The organism is Gordonia sp. (in: high G+C Gram-positive bacteria) (assembly GCF_020438995.1).
GTDB lineage: Bacteria > Actinomycetota > Actinomycetes > Mycobacteriales > Mycobacteriaceae > Gordonia.
Genome location: NZ_JAGQTN010000055.1, coordinates 18,788 through 35,329, shown reverse-complemented (window position 1 = coordinate 35,329; position 16,542 = coordinate 18,788). Strand labels below are relative to the sequence as shown.

At 63.9% G+C, this 16,542-nt stretch carries 12 protein-coding genes, 1 tRNA gene and 1 CRISPR repeat array; of the genes, 3 read left to right on the top strand and 10 right to left on the bottom strand.

Going from position 1 to position 16,542, the window contains the following annotated elements; genetic code table 11:
• Window positions 1–82 precede the first annotated feature (82 nt).
• Window positions 83–1,139: a CRISPR direct-repeat array (repeat unit 37 nt; unit sequence GTTGAGACTCCCACCCCGGCGGGCTGCCGGGGTGCAC).
• A 121-nt stretch (window positions 1,140–1,260) separates the two neighbouring features.
• The 8 genes from cas2 to KDB67_RS04880 form a co-directional block, all read right to left on the bottom strand.
• Window positions 1,261–1,551 carry a CRISPR-associated endonuclease Cas2 gene (gene cas2 / locus KDB67_RS04915; RefSeq protein WP_291013095.1) on the bottom strand — a complete coding sequence of 97 codons (291 nt, stop codon included), beginning with the start codon at window positions 1,549–1,551 and terminating at the stop codon, window positions 1,261–1,263.
• Complete coding sequence (gene cas1, locus KDB67_RS04910; protein ID WP_291013092.1) at window positions 1,548–2,564, bottom strand: CRISPR-associated endonuclease Cas1; 1,017 nt, start codon at window positions 2,562–2,564, stop codon at window positions 1,548–1,550. Before cas1 ends, cas2 begins: the two co-directional genes overlap by 4 nt.
• A complete protein-coding gene (gene cas4 / locus KDB67_RS04905; protein WP_291013089.1) occupies window positions 2,561–3,139 on the bottom strand; it encodes a CRISPR-associated protein Cas4 in 579 nt (192 codons plus the stop codon). Before cas4 ends, cas1 begins: the two co-directional genes overlap by 4 nt.
• 1 nt (window position 3,140) lies before the next feature.
• The gene (cas7c, locus tag KDB67_RS04900) at window positions 3,141–4,016 is read right to left on the bottom strand and encodes a type I-C CRISPR-associated protein Cas7/Csd2 (RefSeq protein ID WP_291013087.1); all 876 of its coding nucleotides are present in this window, start codon (window positions 4,014–4,016) and stop codon (window positions 3,141–3,143) included.
• A 1-nt stretch (window position 4,017) separates the two neighbouring features.
• The gene (locus tag KDB67_RS04895; protein ID WP_291013086.1) at window positions 4,018–5,862 is read right to left on the bottom strand and encodes a type I-C CRISPR-associated protein Cas8c/Csd1; all 1,845 of its coding nucleotides are present in this window, start codon (window positions 5,860–5,862) and stop codon (window positions 4,018–4,020) included.
• Between the two features lie 3 nt (window positions 5,863–5,865).
• The gene (gene cas5c / locus KDB67_RS04890; RefSeq protein ID WP_291013084.1) at window positions 5,866–6,558 is read right to left on the bottom strand and encodes a type I-C CRISPR-associated protein Cas5c; all 693 of its coding nucleotides are present in this window, start codon (window positions 6,556–6,558) and stop codon (window positions 5,866–5,868) included.
• A 207-nt stretch (window positions 6,559–6,765) separates the two neighbouring features.
• On the bottom strand, window positions 6,766–9,102 hold the full coding sequence (gene cas3, locus KDB67_RS04885; RefSeq protein ID WP_291013081.1) for a CRISPR-associated helicase Cas3': 2,337 nt from the start codon (window positions 9,100–9,102) through the stop codon (window positions 6,766–6,768).
• A 292-nt stretch (window positions 9,103–9,394) separates the two neighbouring features.
• Window positions 9,395–9,468, bottom strand: a tRNA-Met gene (locus KDB67_RS04880).
• 254 nt (window positions 9,469–9,722) lie between these two features.
• On the opposite strand from KDB67_RS04880, the gene KDB67_RS04875 reads away from it, so the two are divergent.
• Window positions 9,723–10,010, top strand: a complete 288-nt coding sequence (locus KDB67_RS04875; protein ID WP_291013079.1) for a hypothetical protein — start codon at window positions 9,723–9,725, stop codon at window positions 10,008–10,010.
• Between the two features lie 82 nt (window positions 10,011–10,092).
• On the opposite strand, the gene KDB67_RS04870 is transcribed toward KDB67_RS04875, so the two are convergent.
• A complete protein-coding gene (locus tag KDB67_RS04870; RefSeq protein ID WP_291013078.1) occupies window positions 10,093–13,077 on the bottom strand; it encodes a UPF0182 family protein in 2,985 nt (994 codons plus the stop codon).
• A gap of 232 nt (window positions 13,078–13,309) precedes the next feature.
• On the opposite strand from KDB67_RS04870, the gene KDB67_RS04865 reads away from it, so the two are divergent.
• Window positions 13,310–13,888 carry a PPA1309 family protein gene (locus tag KDB67_RS04865; RefSeq protein ID WP_291013075.1) on the top strand — a complete coding sequence of 193 codons (579 nt, stop codon included), beginning with the start codon at window positions 13,310–13,312 and terminating at the stop codon, window positions 13,886–13,888.
• A gap of 17 nt (window positions 13,889–13,905) precedes the next feature.
• Here the strand turns inward: KDB67_RS04865 and KDB67_RS04860 are convergent, their stop codons facing one another.
• Entirely contained in the window at window positions 13,906–14,946 is a 1,041-nt protein-coding gene (locus KDB67_RS04860; protein ID WP_291013072.1) for a PDZ domain-containing protein, read from the bottom strand.
• Between the two features lie 74 nt (window positions 14,947–15,020).
• On the opposite strand from KDB67_RS04860, the gene KDB67_RS04855 reads away from it, so the two are divergent.
• Window positions 15,021–16,505 carry a zinc-dependent metalloprotease gene (locus tag KDB67_RS04855; RefSeq protein ID WP_291013070.1) on the top strand — a complete coding sequence of 495 codons (1,485 nt, stop codon included), beginning with the start codon at window positions 15,021–15,023 and terminating at the stop codon, window positions 16,503–16,505.
• Window positions 16,506–16,542 lie beyond the last annotated feature (37 nt).

Below are 16,542 nucleotides of genomic sequence, written 5' to 3'. Positions count from 1 at the left end.
GCTCTTCCGTTTTTTTGCCACCCACCCGGCGGGATGCCGGGGGGGCTCGTGTGACTGGAGTCCACCCGTGTGCTCGTCCGGTGTTGAGACTCCCACCCCGGCGGGCTGCCGGGGTGCACGATGACGGGTTGAGACTTCGGGGTCCGCGGACGACGTTGAGACTCCCACCCCGGCGGGCTGCCGGGGTGCACACTACGATTCTCCCCAACCCCACCCCCTGACACGGAGTTGAGACTCCCACCCCGGCGGGCTGCCGGGGTGCACGTCCGTGATGTCGGCGTCGTCACCCTCACCGACACCGTTGAGACTCCCACCCCGGCGGGCTGCCGGGGTGCACCTGATCGTGCAGCGGTAGAAGCGGCGTACGCCGAAGGCGTTGAGACTCCCACCCCGGCGGGCTGCCGGGGTGCACCTGTCCGTCATCCCCCGCGCACTGTCGGTGGAGATGGTTGAGACTCCCACCCCGGCGGGCTGCCGGGGTGCACGCCATTCGACGGGCTGGTTGCACATGGGGCATGGCGTTGAGACTCCCACCCCGGCGGGCTGCCGGGGTGCACGTCGTCGTGGACGGGCATGGTCGGTGACCTGTTGATGTTGAGACTCCCACCCCGGCGGGCTGCCGGGGTGCACCGCCGGCTGCGGCCACGATGGTGTGGGTGTCAGTCATGTTGAGACTCCCACCCCGGCGGGCTGCCGGGGTGCACGCGGTGTCCTGGTCGGCCCACACCAGTGCGGTGAGGTTGAGACTCCCACCCCGGCGGGCTGCCGGGGTGCACCGCCGGAACACGTGGGAGGTCACCCACTCGAACTCGTCGTTGAGACTCCCACCCCGGCGGGCTGCCGGGGTGCACGCGACCGAGGGGTCGTGACGATCCGATGGGCCAAGTTGAGACTCCCACCCCGGCGGGCTGCCGGGGTGCACCTCAGGCTCGGCCGCATCCGTCCGCACATGATCACGTTGAGACTCCCACCCCGGCGGGCTGCCGGGGTGCACCGCGCGTTTTTCCTCCACCGACTCGCGCGTCGGTTGTTGAGACTCCCACCCCGGCGGGCTGCCGGGGTGCACGTGGTAGCTCTAGCGGGTACGCTATCGGCCACGAAAGTTGAGACTCCCACCCCGGCGGGCTGCCGGGGTGCACTGCATCTGACCTGCCCGTTTGGACAAGAGACTGCGCTCAGCCAGGTTGAAGCGTGGCTGATGGGTCTGATGTTACACATGTTCTGGGGAGGGCGCGCTGAGGCTGGCATCACTGCTCGTTCTCAGAGAGTCCAGGCATCGTCGAACGGCAGTTCGCGGCGTTGGCCGAGGTGAGTGACCGTACTGAAATCTGCAGCATGGATCAGGTAGATGCGAAGGCTGTCGTGGGCGGGGTCGATGACGGCTTTGAGTTTGGCGGTGAGTCGCGCGAGGTCGGTTGGGGAACAGACAATCTCGAAAACGGAGTATTGGACGCGTTGGCCGAAACCTTCGCAGATCTTGGCTACTTTCCGGAGGCGACGTTTGCCAGCGTCTGTCGTGGTGGCGACGTCGTAGGTCAGAACGAGGTTCACCGGATCACCAACTCGTGTGGCTGGTACATGGTGCCAGAACGAAGTGCATTGGCGAGGACGTTCGCTTGCGCGATGGGGACTGCAGCGTTCGGCAGCGCAGCTCGGGCGGCACGTAGGTTGCAGTCACGTTGTCGGTGTTGATGCCAGGCGTTCATGACAACCTCACGACCTTCGTCGGTCAGTGCAACGGCCCCGGTGAGCTGTGATTCGAAGTGAGTATCGCGGAGTTGTTTCCGGTTGAACAATGAGACGGTTAGTCGGTCGGCGGCCGGGCGGAACTCCTCCATCAGGTCAAGGACCAGTGACGGCTGGCTGTCCCGGTCGCCGTGGAGGTAGCCGCAGTACGGGTCAAGGCCCGCCGCGTGAATCGCTCCATGGACCGACAGACGAGTCATCGCGTAGAGGAACGAGAGGGTCGCGTTCACGGGGTCAGTGGCAGGACGACGATGTCGTCCGGGGAAAGACTGCGCCTTCAAGACGTTCCCGAACTCGGCGAAATATCGACGTGTGGCAGCACCTTCGATACCAAGTGCGGTGGCACGGTCGGCCTGGTCGAGCGTTAGGCGATCATCGTCAAGCTGGGCGGCGGTGGCATGCAGCGTACGCGCTGTGTCTTGGTCGGCGTCGCGTGCCCACTGTCGCAATGCCCATCGCATCTGGTTGATCTTCCCTGCCACTATTGTCCGGGCAAGTGCGTTGCGTTGCTCGTCATCGAAGTGAGCACGGTACTGGTACCTACGAAGTTGTCCGCGGCCGCTGTCGGGGCCTTCGATGACTGCGCGGGGCTTCCCGTAGAGGCTGAGGATCGCGATCGTCCGGCCATCTTCCGCACAGCGTGTGAGAAGTGGGGTCGAGATATCGACTCCACTGAGGACGGCGATGGAGTCGATTGCATTCAGTGGTAGACGTCGCGGTTTCGCGTCGTCACGGAGCGCTCGCACAGCGTCGCCGTCGAGGATGAGCCGCGTGCCAGGGGTGTGAACGAACAAGGTGCGTAGGAAGTAGGAGGTCACAGCCACTGCACTCCCCGTGGTTGGCAGGCGTTCTGCACACTGCATGAGGTGCACAGTCGCGGTTGGTAGGCGGCCGGAATGGTGGCCTGAAGCGCGACGCGCGCCTCGGCGATCAGGTTGATCACCGCGTCTCGATACTCGTTCACGCGTACGAGTTCGCGTCGCTTCTCTTTGGTGATGTAGATCGCCACAGCAGGGACCAGTGTGTGCAGCATTTCTTCGAGACATATGGCTTGCGCGATGGTTTGAGCGATCGTCGGAAATAGGTTTCCGGCTCCTCGGCCGCGTTTGTGCTCGACCGGCATCAGGATCCCGTCGGCGGCGCATTCAATCGCGTCGGCGATGCCGTAAATGTGATGAACGTGGCTGACGAGGGCGACGTTGTGGTGGACCGTGACCCCGCGACGGTGGTCGGCACCGCCTGCGTCGACGCGGGTGTGACCTGATGTTCCCTCTACCGTGATGTGGTTGTCTGCCCACACTCCTTCGCGAAGGAGTGAAGCCTGCCGTGGGCAGTAGGCGTAGTGCTGCAGCGTCGAAAGGGTCAACCACTCGGCGTCGCCCTCGTCGCTCATGTCATAGGACCTGTTTGAAGGTCACACCGGGCTTGACCTCGCCCTCGACGGGCGGGGTGATGGTGTAGTCGGCGCCGGTCGTCGGGATCTCCTTGTCGGTCGTCTTGGTGATCTTGATCGAGTCGAGGAGGGTGCGGGCCGGCGCGTTGCCGAGTGCGTTGGAGTGGCTGAACACGAACAGGTTGCGAACCGAGACGTCAGGTCGTGCCGCGCTGCGGGTCACCTCGAACATGTTGGTCAGGGTCGACCAGAGCGCTTCAAGGTCTACGCTGGTGACCTGGTTGTTCCGGGTGGGCTGATAGTGCACTCGGCAGGCATAGAGACCGTACGGAATCACAGTCTTGCTGCCCATCTGGGAGGCGTTGTCCTTATTCTCCTCCTTGGTGGAGGCCGTACGCGTGATACTGAGGTCGATGGGGAGGACCGGGTCGAGCGAGCGCGCGATGCCGATGGTGACCGGCCCAGTGATCTTGCCAGCCGACGCGTTGCCAGTGCTCATGACAGCACCGAACATTCGCACGTCGAAGTAGTTCTCGACCATGTAGGAGCCAGCCTTTGCGACTGAGTCACCCTTGACGTTCTTACCCTTCTCCAAGCCAAGGGTGTCGTACGCGTCCTCGAGTTCGGCGTTAAGTGCGACTCCGCGACGGATGAAGATCCGGTTGTGTTCGGCAGGAAGGATGCCCTCATCGATCTGGAACTGGATCGCGTCGCGGACCTTGCGTTTGATACTCACGTCGGAGACCAAGCCGTGTCCGGTGTCGAGGTCGGTGCGGGGCTTGCCCGCGTTGTCCGGGTCGCCGTTCGGGTTGGAGTCGTACGCCTCGAAGAGATAGAGGGCGTCGTGTTTGACCGTGGGGTCGCTGTGGGTGGTCATCTCAGTCTTCCTTGGCCGTCTCGGGTTGGTTGAACGATGCGGATTGGTCTTCCTTGGCGGCTTTCGCAACCTTCCAGGCGTCGAAGTTCGCCTGTCGCTGCTGGTGGTAGCCAGCGATCCAGAGGGCTTGGTCCTTTGCTGCGAGGTGACCGGGGGCGCCCTCTGGTTGCCGGGCGTGGAGTTCGTCGAGTTGCCTCTCGAAGCGAATGCGGGCTCCCTTGCCCACTTTGCGTCCGACGGCATTCAGGTGTTGTTGCGCGAGCACCGAGAGCGCGTGGTCGACGCTGGCCGGGTTCGACGACGCGCGCTCGAAGTAGCGGTCGGTGATCGTGGCGTTCACTTCTCCCCCGAGCGCTTGCCGTTGGAGTGATTCCCGAACCGCGAACAGGCGTCCGGACAGGAAGGCAGGATCGTTGCGATCCTCGTCGAGATACTGGGTCAATGGGTTCTCCTTGAGGAAACTCCTGTTGAGGGTCAACCGGATAAGCGCGAATCGGGCTGCTTGACGGGCTCGGACGGTCCCGACCACCCGAGCGTCGTCATGCTTGAGATAGTGAACTTCGGCCTGAGCACGGCGCAGGGCAGCGAGGAGCAGGGCCGGAGCCGGCGCGGATCCGGTGAGCGCACATCGAAGAAGCTGGTCTCGAGCACCCTCTGGTGCCGTTCCGCCGTTGGTGTCGGAGGGGACGTAGGGACCGCAGCTGCGGGCTATCGCGGAAACAGATCGGTAAGGCCGTTCCCGGTCTGGGCCGCCGATGCCGTCGAACCACGCGGCGACGTTCTCCTGTGCCTGTTCGACGGGGATGTCGATCCATCCACGAACCACGAGACGGGCGACGTTTCCTGAGAATGTCAGCGCATAGAAGCGGTCAGCCGCATCAATCTCACCCACAGGTCGACGGCCACGTTCTGGGGCAGCAACGAACCCCGCTACCTGAGCGGGCTCAGGCTGCTCAAGGACTCCGAAACCCAGGTCGTCGTCGGTGGTCCACCAGATCGTCGCGGTCGGGTCGCCGCGGTAGCCCCAGCGGTGGTCCTGACTTCCAGCGAGTTTGTTGAACCCAGTGACCGCACCGGAGGCACAATCCACGCAGATCGGGGCTGACTTCAGGCCAACGCCGCGGGCTCCTCGTGAAGCAGCAGGAAAGTTGGTGCTCAGGAGGGCGATGTTAGCCGTGCTGGTCGCGGGGATGAGCGCTCCTTGAAGGGACTGGGGCAGGGTGTCGACGGTCGGTTTCATCTGACTGCACGAGAGACACACTTGGGTGTTCCCAGTGCCGGATTTCGCGGCGGTCATCTGCTCGGCCCAGAACCTCTTTGCCATAGCACGAGAGTGCAGCGGAGCGGTGTCACCGACTTGGATGGCGATCGGGTCCAAGTCCAGTCGCTTACTGCTGAACTCATCGAGAGCTTGGATGCTTTGCTCCAGTCCAGGGCTCCCGGCCTTTCGCCAGCGAAGGAAGGTGTGGGCGTCCGCGTCGTCGTTGGCGTCGGCATAGTCGGCGAGTAGATCGTCGAATGCGTTGCGTTTCGCGACCGCTGCAGCGTCTTCCTTCGGTTGTTTGGAAGGATCCTTGGCGATCTTGGGCCTCCCGAGGACGTAGCCCGCGTTATCGCAGGCGAGGAACGGCACCACCTTCACAGTGCGCACCATCGCCGGAACCGAGTCCGACCTTGCCACCATCTTCGGTTTGCTGCTCGTCCGGTCCTGCTCGTAGCGGGAGACAAGGTATCCATGGCTCGCGTCGTCACTGACGTGCAGCATGAAGCCAAGCTTCTTTTGGTCATACCCAACAGTCGGAGCTCCGTCGAGTGCCGCATACTTCGCCAAGGCTGTAAGCAACACGGCTCAAACCCCCGCCTTACCGGCTTCAGCCATCAGCCCCGCACGAGGGATGTCAAGCACACCGTTGACGATCTTGGCATCGAACCAGTCGTAGGTTTCCGCACCGGTCTGCTCGTTGTAGTTGATGCTGTGAAGCATGACCCCCAGGTCCTCGTTCCAGGTGATGGGCTTGGTGTCATCTGCAGGTGTCACGTCCGCGTGGAACTCGCGCATGCCGAGGAAGGGCTGCCGGAACGACTGTCCGCGTTCGACACGTCGAGTGAACTGGGCACGCCATTTGGCCGGGTCTTGTTCGACGGCGTCAGGGTGGACCCAGACGTTAGCGTGGATTCGGTAGTGAACGTCACGGAGCATGGTTGTCATCCGCTGCTGTACCGCGTTGTCGACGTCGAGGTAGCCACGGGCGAGGTGGTCACGCGTGATCGCTGTTTCGCTCTCGTTCCGCCTCATGGTCGTCCATGAGACCTTGGCGAGAACCTCGATCCGCTCGATCACCCACCTGAACTGCGGTTTCCAGAGCGTCGCGGACAGCAGCCCGACCGCGGCCGTGGGAGTCATAACCGGGTAACTCACTCGTTCGCTCACGAGTTCTGGCCGAGTAAAGCAAGCAAAGTCCCCGCGTGCTTGGACGCGGATGCTCGGGTAACGGAACGTGTCGGGAGCGGTGAGACCGCTCCAGTCGTGGTGAACGCTCATAGTTCGAAGGTACTCCATGTTCCTTTTATCGTCTTAGATCGCGAAAGTTCGAATATTTCGAGATGAAAACGAGGCGTGCGCTGCCCCTCCAAGCTATGAGAGGAAGGGCAGCGCACAGGTGTCGATCTCCGACGACAAAAGGTTGAGACTCCCGCCGACCCTGTTGGTCGGCGCGGCTCCAATGTAGTTGCAGAGACCGGTCACCAGTCACCAGATCGTCGCCTCCGACGGGGCCTCGACCACGACGCCGCATTCAGGGTCGTACTCCCCCGTCCAAAGCAGGGGTCCGCCCGCTAGTTGCTCGGTCATGCCTGGATACCGCTGAATGAAGGCTCGCGGGATGGAGGCGCTCAATGCCGAGACTGTTCGTCGCTCGGCACGCGACATCACGTACGCCGGGTGACACAGGCGCTCGATCAAGGCGTCAAGGGCCACTCGATCGGTCTCGTCGATCGGGTCATTGATCAGCACCGCGATCGAGCGGTCATCGATCATTTGGAAGCTCGTACGCGTTGCTTCGAACTTCAGTTTCTCTCGATGCTCCCGGATGGTGGTCGATGGGCTCGCCTGGCCACCGCCGTGATAGCTCCCGTAGAGAAGCGTGTAGTAGTCGGCCATCGCTGTTGGATCACCGAAGCACGGTGGCGAACCGGCAGCGGATTGCTGCGGGATAAATATCGCTCTGGTGTGTTCGGTGGCGGTCCGGTAGGCGCCCGACGGGCCGCGGGGGCTGAGGGGCTGGAAGACGACGACTCGCCCGCCTGATGTTCCCAGACGCCCCTCTCGGTTGCAGCGGCCGGCGCTTTGCACCACGGAGTCCGCCGGACCCAGTGCGCGGAACACCACGGGGAAGTCGATATCGACGCCTGCCTCGATCAACTGGGTCGAGATCAAGATGATCGGCTCATCATTTGCCAGGCGCGCTTTGGCCTCCTCGAGCACCACTGCCCGGTGCCGGCTGTACATCCTCGTCGACAGGTGGAGTACCACGACCCCGTCCCCCGCAGTGCTCTGGACAAGACGGTGGAGCCGCTGTGCGTCCGTCGTCGTGTTGACGATCGTCAGTGCCTGGCGCTCACTGCTCAGTTCGTTTGCGATGTCTTCCCAGGGCTGTTCGGCAGCGCGTACGTCATAGCGAACTCTCCGGGTGATCGGCGGTATGTAATCGACAGGCGCCAGATCGATGGGCTTCAGTTCGGCCCATTCGGGCAGACTCCAGAACGAGGGTTGCGTCGCTGAGGAGAGCAAGAACGTGACGCCGTAGTGGTCGCTGAGTTCGCGCATCATCTGCAAAATCGCCGGCACCAACTCGACCGGCAACGCCTGCACCTCGTCGATGATGACCACCGAGTTGGCGATCCGATGCAGTTTTCGGGTGGCTCGGGGGCGGTTATCGAAGAGCGACTCCAACAACTGGACCGTCGTGGTGACGATGAACTCGGCATCCCAGTTCTCGGCGGCGAGACGACGCCACGGGTTATCGGCGGTTGCATCGTCGAGGATGTTGGAGTGATGCTCCAGGACGATCTCGTCGCCGAGGTCCTGAAACATCTGACGGTAGACGTTCGCGTTCTGTGTTGTGATCGATGTGTAGGGCACAGCGACGATCACGCGTCTCTTCTCAGTCTTTACGGCATGGCTCAGCGCGAAGATCGCCGACGACATCGTCTTCCCCGAACCGGTCGGGGCCGGCAGTCGGTAGATCCCCGAATTCAGCGGCGATTGCTCACCTACCGTGCGTGCCCGCTCGAAGTAGTCCCACCGCATCGCCCCGACATCGTCGCCCGCAGCGGGGTGGCTGCCGTGTTTCCCGGCGTAGGCACGAACGAACTCCTCTCGAAGCGATTCCATGCCGTGGGTTTCCGATCGCGCCGGTGTCCCTGACCCGTTGAAGTGGCCGGCGGTGTCCAGGTAGTCCGCATCGACCAAGGCGGAGTGACACATCCGGGTGAACAACTCGTAGTCCAAGCGTTTATGAAGCCACTCGGGAAGCGTGACGTTGTTTGCAAGCTCCCGGAGGTCGAAAGGGACTTCGTCCTCAATCAGGGTAACCAGTGCGTCCAGATGACCAGGGAACCGATTCATCCAATTCAGCGCCGCACGCACAGGAACGTACGGACTCGGAAGGTCCGGGATCTGATTGTGGTGGCCAAAGTTCATCAACGCCATCACCCTGGCAGCTTCGACGTTGCCCGCCTCCAGCAGCAGACCAGCAAGCGCCGCGCCCTCAAGTTTGTGCGGCGCACCGAGTTTCGCACCGCCATCGACCGCACGTGCGCGCAGCGCATCCTGAACCTCCGCAGTCAGCTTCCCCGCATCATGCACCAGGCCCGCGAGCCGACACAGGGAGGAACCACCGAACGGCGCCGCGAACTCGGCGGCCAACTCCGCCACCGCCACGGCGTGGTCCGACCACAAGTGCCACACACTTTTTCCGGTTTGATCCGGCGTGTGCGCGTACAAACATTGCTCCGTCGAGAGTGGCCTCGCCGGCACCACTTCGTCGCGCTCTCGGACACCCAGCTGGTCCTGAATCGTGGTCACGAGATGACCATCCCACAAGCGTCTGACATTCTTGTTTGAACGCCACTACGACCGGTAACGCGAACTCAAACGCCTGTCGTTTCGGACCCGGCCAGCGGGCTCCATTTCGGATCCCCCTGTTCGGCGGCTTGAGCGCCGAACCAGACCTCGGTCTCCGGCAGCAGCCGGAAGTCGATCCGCCAGGCATGCCAGAGCGGTGCTCAGACCTCGAAAGCGGAGGGTGTTGGTGGGTAGATCAAGTCTCAAATGCATTCAGGCGCCGGATCCGTTGGATCCGGCGCCTGAATCAGAGTAGCGGGGACAGGATTTGAACCTGCGACCTCTGGGTTATGAGCCCAGCGAGCTACCGAGCTGCTCCACCCCGCGTTGGTGAATCCAACGTTACAGGGAGGCTTCACGCATGTGCAAATCGTTTACCGGTGATCCTCGCAACACATCCGACCTGCGGTTTTCGGTTCTCCCGGCCACAAATCACCTGGTTGATCCCGGCACTGAACTACAACCAGGAACGGGTCGAAGGTCATATGTGAGCTACAGCACACCGGCGTAGGCTGGAATGCGCTACCAACCAGCCCAGCAGGAGGAAACCCACCAGGAGGCACCCCATGCACACCCACCCGATGACCACACATCTCCCTCACCGGCACGAAAGCCACGGCAATCATCCGATGAGCTTCGTCGCATTCGCTCTCATCCTCACCGGATTCGCCACCGCGGGCCTGTGGCTGGTCCACATGGCCGGCGGTAGCGGCGGCCACGCAGCCCTGTACGGCATCGCGGCGGCGATCGCCTTCGGCGGTGCGGCCACGATCTTTGTCACGCTGACCAGGCGCATCCACCACAGCCCACTCCTACCCGACAACACGGACGCCGAAACCGACCGCTATCTGCACGAGTACCGGGACTGACACCTACCCGCACCGAGAAGGACGTCGAAAAAGGAAATGCCCCGACCGAATCCGGCCGGGGCATCTCGCTGTGTCACCGGATTCAGCCGCCCGCGTTCTCGTAGGCGTCGACGGCCTTCTGCAGCTTCGCGAGAGCATCGCCGTAAGCCTTGAAGTCACCGGCCTGCTGCGCAGCCCTCAGCTCGTCGAGCGCCGAACCCATCGCCTTGACGGCAGTGTCACGCTGGGTGCCCGACTGACCGCCGGACGTCGTACCCTGCTGCTGCTGTTGTTGCTGCTGCGTCTGCGTGGGCGTGGGCGTGGTGGTCTCCCCCGGAACGGTGACCGCGTACTCGGGGTCGATGCCCACCTGCGCCAGCGCGCCCGCAGTGGTGGACGCGTAACCGATCCTGGCGGTCTCACCGAGCTTGGCCTGATACTGCGTCACGATGCGGAACATGCGCGGATACGAGCCCTCGCCCTTGGCCTGAACGTACAGCGGCATCACATACAGGACGCCGTTGTCGCCCACCGGCAGAGTCAGCAGGTTGCCGAACTGCGTTGTGGCGGTGTTCTCCAGGTTCTTCAGGTTCTCCGAGACGCGTGCGTCGGCCTTCATCGGGTTGAACGCCTGCTTGGGGCCCACCCGCTGCGAACTCAGCGGCAGGGTCCGCAGCGTGATCCGGCCGTAGTCCTCCGGGTCCGACGACGCCGTCATGTAGGCACCGAGGATCGGCCGGTTCAGCCGCGTCATCACCGACGTCAGCTGGAACGACGGCCGCTTGTCGTCCGGTCCGGCCGCCACGAAGTAGTACGGCGGCTGATCCAGACCCTGCCGGTCGGCCTGCTCATTCGTCGGGTCCGCGGGAACGGACCAGAACTGGCTGCCCTGGAAGAATGCCTGCGGATCCTTCACGTGATACCTGGCCAGCAGCGTGCGCTGGATCTTGAACAGATCCTCCGGATAACGCACGTGATCACGCAGGTCACCCTGCTTGTCGAATTCGGCACGCGTTTCGACGGTTCCGGGGAACACCTTCATCCAGGTCTTGAGCACCGGATCGGTGTCGTCGAACTGGTACAGCTTCACCTCGCCGGTGTACGCGTCGACGGTTGCCTTCACCGAATTGCGCACATAGGACACCGTACGGTTGACCTGCGTGCGTCCGGTCTGGCCACGATTGAGTTCCTGCGCATCCGAGGTCAACGCCTGCAGCGACGTCTTCTGTGCGTACGGATAGCTCTCCAAAGTGGTGTAACCGTCGACGATCCACTTGATCGAACCATCGGACATCACCGCCGGATACGTCTTCGAATCGACGGTCAGCCACGGGGCCGCCTTCTTGACCCGGTCCCGCGGATCACGGTTGTACAGGATCTTCGAATTCTTGTTGATCTCGCTCGACAGCAGGAAGTTCCGCTCGCCGAACTTCACCGAATACATGAAGCGGTTGAACCAGTTACCCAGGGACACGCCCGAATCGCCCTGGTAGGTGTACTTGGTGTTCTCGGTGTCGTATTCGCGGGCCGGGGCATTGTCGGAACCGACGATCGCGTAGTCCGGGGTGCCCTTGGCGATCAGCTCACCGAAGTAGATGCGCGGCTCGGTGACCCTGATCGGCGAGTTCTTCTTGTACTCCTCGGTCTGGAAGTTGCTGAGGTCGCCGACCACGAAATCCGGTTCGCCCGACCCCTGCGTGTCGTTCTCGTCGGCTGCCGCCTTGCGGACCGTATTGGCCGGAGCCGCGACGAAACCATTGCCGTGCGTGTACGTCAGGTGCTTGTTCAGCCAGTTCGCCTGATCCCCGGCCAACCGGTCCGGATCGATCTCGCGGACCGCCACCACGTAATCGCGCAATTCGCCGTCGACCTTGTACCGGTCGATCGCCAGCTGGCTGGGGAATCCGTAGAAGTTCTGCCGCTGCTGCAATTGTGTGTACGTGCCCGACACGATGTTGGGGTCGAGGATGCGGATATTCGACAGCGTCGCCTTGTCACCGTTGACCGAGGCCGGTGTGGGATCGGCGGACGCCCAGTTGTTCATGACCGTCACCTTGTTGTCGCCTATGCCGTACGCCTGTTCGGTGGCGGCGATATTGCGCGCGATGTATTTGGCTTCTTTCTGCGCGGCGTTCGGCTTGACCGAGAACTGCTCGACGGCCAGCGGCCAGCCCACGCCGATCAGCAACGCCGACACCAGCATCAGGACCGTCGCCAGCGCCGGAACCCGCAGGTCGCGCAACACGATGCCCGCGAAAAACGCGATGGCACAGATGATCGCGATCGCCATCAGGATCAGCTTGGACGAGAGCACCGCATTCGCGTCCGTGTAACTCATGCCGGTGAAGGTCTCCTGCTTGCGTTCACTCGACAGCAGTGAATATCGGTCCAGCCAGTACGCGACGGCCTTGAGCAGCAAGAAGATTCCGGCCAGCACCGACAACTGCACCCGCGCCGACATCGAAATCGACGGCGCCACACCGGCACCGCCGAGCCGGATCGACCCGAATACGTAGTGCGTCAGCAGATTGATCACGAACGCGACCACCACGATGACGAACAGCAGATTGAGCACAAACCGCCAGAACGGCAGGTCGAACGCGTAAAAGCCCACGTCCAAACCGAACTGGGGATCCTTCACACCGAACGACTCACCTTTGAGGAACACCTGGATCGTCGACCACGACCCCTGCGCCACCAGGCCGGCGAGCACACCGATCGCCACGGGCGGCGCGATCGCGAACCACCGGATGCGGCTCATCACCGTCGTCCGGTACCGCGCCAGCGGGTCCGGGCCTATCCCGGAGGGTACGAACACCGACCGCGACCGGTAGGCCACCGCGGCGGCCGCGAACACGATCGCCGCGGTGATCAGCGCGGCCACCAGGAACACGACGATCCGCGTCCAGATGATCGTCGAGAACACCTTGGTGTATCCGATGTCGGAGAACCACAACCAATCGGTGGTCAGGCTGACCGCCCGAGGGCCCACCAGCAGCAGGACCAGGACGGCAACACCGATCCAGATCACCACCTTGCTTCTGCCTGACAGTGTCGGCAATCCCGCCGCCGGGCCGCGAACGCTCACCTGACCTACTCTCCAAAGTTCCCAATTCGGACATCAACCACGACTGTAGTCACTCGGCGAAGACCGCGGGCCAGCCGCTACCCGTCCCGCGCCGCCTCCAGGGGAGGACATGGCCTCCCACTGTACTGGTGACCCACGCCACGGCAGCCGACCTGGTCGGACTTGACCGATCCGCACCGAATGACCCGACCGCCTGAACCGCAGGCCCGGACGCACGGGGCAAGATGAACGGGTGAGTACCGCATTGACCCCTGACGCCCTGGGCAGCGCACTGCGCGACGTCGCCGATTACGTAGGCGACGACGGCTGGAATCAGCCCCCCGCCCTCTTCGCGCTCGTCCCCACCCACGTGCTCGCCGCCGCCAATCCCGGGCTCATCGCCGACGACGACCCGTCCGAACTCAGTCCCGTCGCACAGGACCCGCTCCCCCTCGGCCCGGACAACCACCACGCCGACCACTACGCCGAACTCGAACAGATCCTGGGCACCACGAGCTGGCCCGACGCCGTCGCCGGCTGCGCTCTGGTGCTACAGGTCGTCGTCGTCCCGCCCGAGGCCGAAGCGGATCTGGACTCGGCTTTCGAACCGCTCCTCGGCGACCCCGACGCCGCCGAGGCCGCGGCCCGCGAGGTCGCCAGAACCCACCCCGGCAGCCGCATCGCCCGGCTCATCGTCGGTGCGCTGCGCGGCGGATCTCACCTGGTCCTCATGCAACTCAAACCCGAAACCGAGGAGGACGACGAGACCGAGCTCCTCACCCACCCAGACCTGGCACCCAACCTGGTGGCAGCGCTGGCCTCAACGTTGTAGTTCGCGACCGGCCCGGTTCAGCACTGCGGGAGTTCGGCGCCCTCGCCTAGTTTCTTCAGCGCGGCCAGGGCGTCGTCGAGGGTGCTGACCTTGACCAGTTCCAGGCCGTCGGGCTTGTCACCCTTGGCCTCCCGGCAGTTTCCCTCCGGGACGAGGAACACGGTGGCGCCCTTGTCGGCGGCCGCGCGCGTCTTGTGGGTGATACCGCCGATCTCGCCGACGTTGCCGTCGGGGTCGATGGTTCCGGTGCCCGCGACGAACTTTCCGCTGTTCAGCGGTCCGGGGGTGAGTTTGTCGATGACCGCGAGCGTCATCATCAGGCCGGCGGACGGTCCGCCGATGTCGCCGACGTTGAAGGTGATCTTCAGGTTCGGGTCGGCGTTGCGCAGTTCGGGGGTGACCCCGAGGTAACCGAGCTTCGGATTGTCGGGGCGTTTGCCGAGGGTGACCTCGAGGTGTTCGGTGGCCGCCGCCCGGCGTACATCGATCGCCAGCGTGGTCCCGGGTGCGGCCGCACGGATGACCTCCTGCACCTGGGTCGTCGTCCGGACCGGTTTACCGCCGACGCTCTGCAGCACGTCGTTCTTGCGCAGGATTCCCGCGGCGGGCCCGTCGCCGGCCACGTCCTCGACGATCAGTTCGGTGGGCCGATTCAGATGCAGCAGCGCGGCGAGCGTCGCGTTGTCCTCGGAGTCGGTCATGTCCCGCTGATTGCCCTTGCGGACCTGTTCGGGAGTCTGGTCGGGCGGAAACACCCGGTCCCGCGGCGACAGCGTGTAGTCGCCGGAGATCCATTTGCCGATCGAATCGAACAGGCTCATACCGTCGACGACGGAAACCGTGGTGAGGTTCAGGTTTCCGGAAGTCTTGTCGACCTGGGCACCCTGGATCTGTACGACCGGTTTGTCCCCGTTCATGCCGAGGGTGTTGATGGTCGGCCCTGGGCCGAGCGCCACGTACGGAACGTTGACGGACGTACCGATCACCAGCAATGCGACGAATGTCAGCACGGTGACCGCGACGGTGACCAGGCGCCTGGTGCCGGGCGTCAGACTCATTTCGGTGAGTCTATCCGCTCACGGCGAACGCCTCGGGCCGGTATGCCGGGTGCTCGAACTGTACCGTTGAAGACATGACTGACCTGCCCTTCGGTTTCTCTCCCCCCGGTGACGACGACGATCGCCGGGACTCCGGCGACAAAAGCGGGGACGGGCGGAAGGACGGCGGCTCCGGCAGCGGTCCCGGCGGCCAGGATCCGTTCGGTTTCGGTTTCGGCAGTGCCCAGGGTTTCGATCCCTCCGCGTTCGATCCCACTGGTTTCGATCCCTCCAAGCTCGACCCGTCGGGATTCAACCCCGCGGCGCTGGGCCAGATGTTCTCGCAGCTCGGCAGCCTGTTCAGCGGAATGGGTTCGGGTCTGTCCGGAAGCGGGGCGTCGGGGCCGGTGAACTATCAGCTGGCAAGCAACCTGGCACGGCAACAGATCGGTAAGTTCACCCCGGTCAGCGCCGGCGAGTCGAAGGCCACCGAGGATGCGATCCGGCTGGCCGAGGTGTGGCTCGACGACGCGACCGTCTTCCCCAGCGGCATCACCAAGTCGGTCGCCTGGACACCCGTGCAATGGCTGGAGGAGACGATGCCCACGTGGCAGCGTCTCTGCGATCCGGTGGCCACCTCGCTGTCCAAGACGTGGGAGGGCAATCTGCCCGCCGAGGCCGCGCAGTTCGCCGGTCCGATGATGGGAATGCTGACCCAGATGAGCGGTATGGCGTTCGGCACCCAGCTCGGACAGGGGCTCGGGCAACTGGCCAAGGAAGTGCTCGGCGGCACCGACATCGGCCTGCCGCTGGCCCCCGACGGGGTGGCGGTACTGCTGCCCGAGGCCATCGCCACGCTGACCGGCGGCCTCGAACAACCCGCCCAGGAGGTCATGGTGTTCCTGGCCGCCCGGGAGGCGGCGGCGGTACGGCTGTTCGCCCACGTGCCGTGGCTGCGGCAACGCCTGCTGTCGACGGTCGAGGAGTACGCCCGCGGCATCAGCATCGACTTCAGCGGCATCGAACAACTCACCACCGATCTCGATCCCACCGAGTTGTTAGCCAACCCGTCGAAACTGGAGGAGTTGATCAGTTCGTCGGCGTCGTTCGAGCCTAAGACCACACCCGAGCAGCAGGCCGCGCTCACCCGGCTGGAAACCTTGCTGGCGCTGATCGAGGGCTGGGTGGAGCAGGTGGTGAGCAGTGCGCTCGGCGACCGTATCCCCGGTACCGGCGCGCTCACCGAGACGATGCGCCGGCGACGCGCCTCGGGCGGTCCGGCCGAGCAGACCTTCGCGACGCTGATCGGGCTCGAACTGCGGCCCCGCAAGGTGCGCGAGGCCTCCGCGTTGTGGCGGCAGCTGGTGGACGCCTCCGACATCACCGTCCGCGACGGCGTGTGGGCCCATCCCGACCTGATTCCCGATTCCACCGACCTCGACCATCCGGCGGCCTTCGTCGACCGTGTGATCGGTGGTGGCACAAGCGCTTTCGACGATCCGATCGCCGAACTCGAACGCACCATGGCCCAGGAACGCGAACAGCAGGAGCGCGGCAAGGACGGCAGGGACGACACCTGATCCGCTGCCGGGGTTATCCACAGCGCGCACATTCGCC

Bases quoted from the DNA above. Each gene is read 5' to 3' on its own strand.
- cas4 (WP_291013089.1), bottom strand. From the start codon at position 3,139: ATGAGCGACGAGGGCGACGCCGAGTGGTTGACCCTTTCGACGCTGCAG.
- cas7c (WP_291013087.1), bottom strand. From the start codon at position 4,016: ATGACCACCCACAGCGACCCCACGGTCAAACACGACGCCCTCTATCTC.
- cas5c (WP_291013084.1), bottom strand. From the start codon at position 6,558: ATGAGCGTTCACCACGACTGGAGCGGTCTCACCGCTCCCGACACGTTC.
- KDB67_RS04875 (WP_291013079.1), top strand. From the start codon at position 9,723: ATGACCACACATCTCCCTCACCGGCACGAAAGCCACGGCAATCATCCG.
- KDB67_RS04860 (WP_291013072.1), bottom strand. From the start codon at position 14,946: ATGAGTCTGACGCCCGGCACCAGGCGCCTGGTCACCGTCGCGGTCACC.
- KDB67_RS04855 (WP_291013070.1), top strand. From the start codon at position 15,021: ATGACTGACCTGCCCTTCGGTTTCTCTCCCCCCGGTGACGACGACGAT.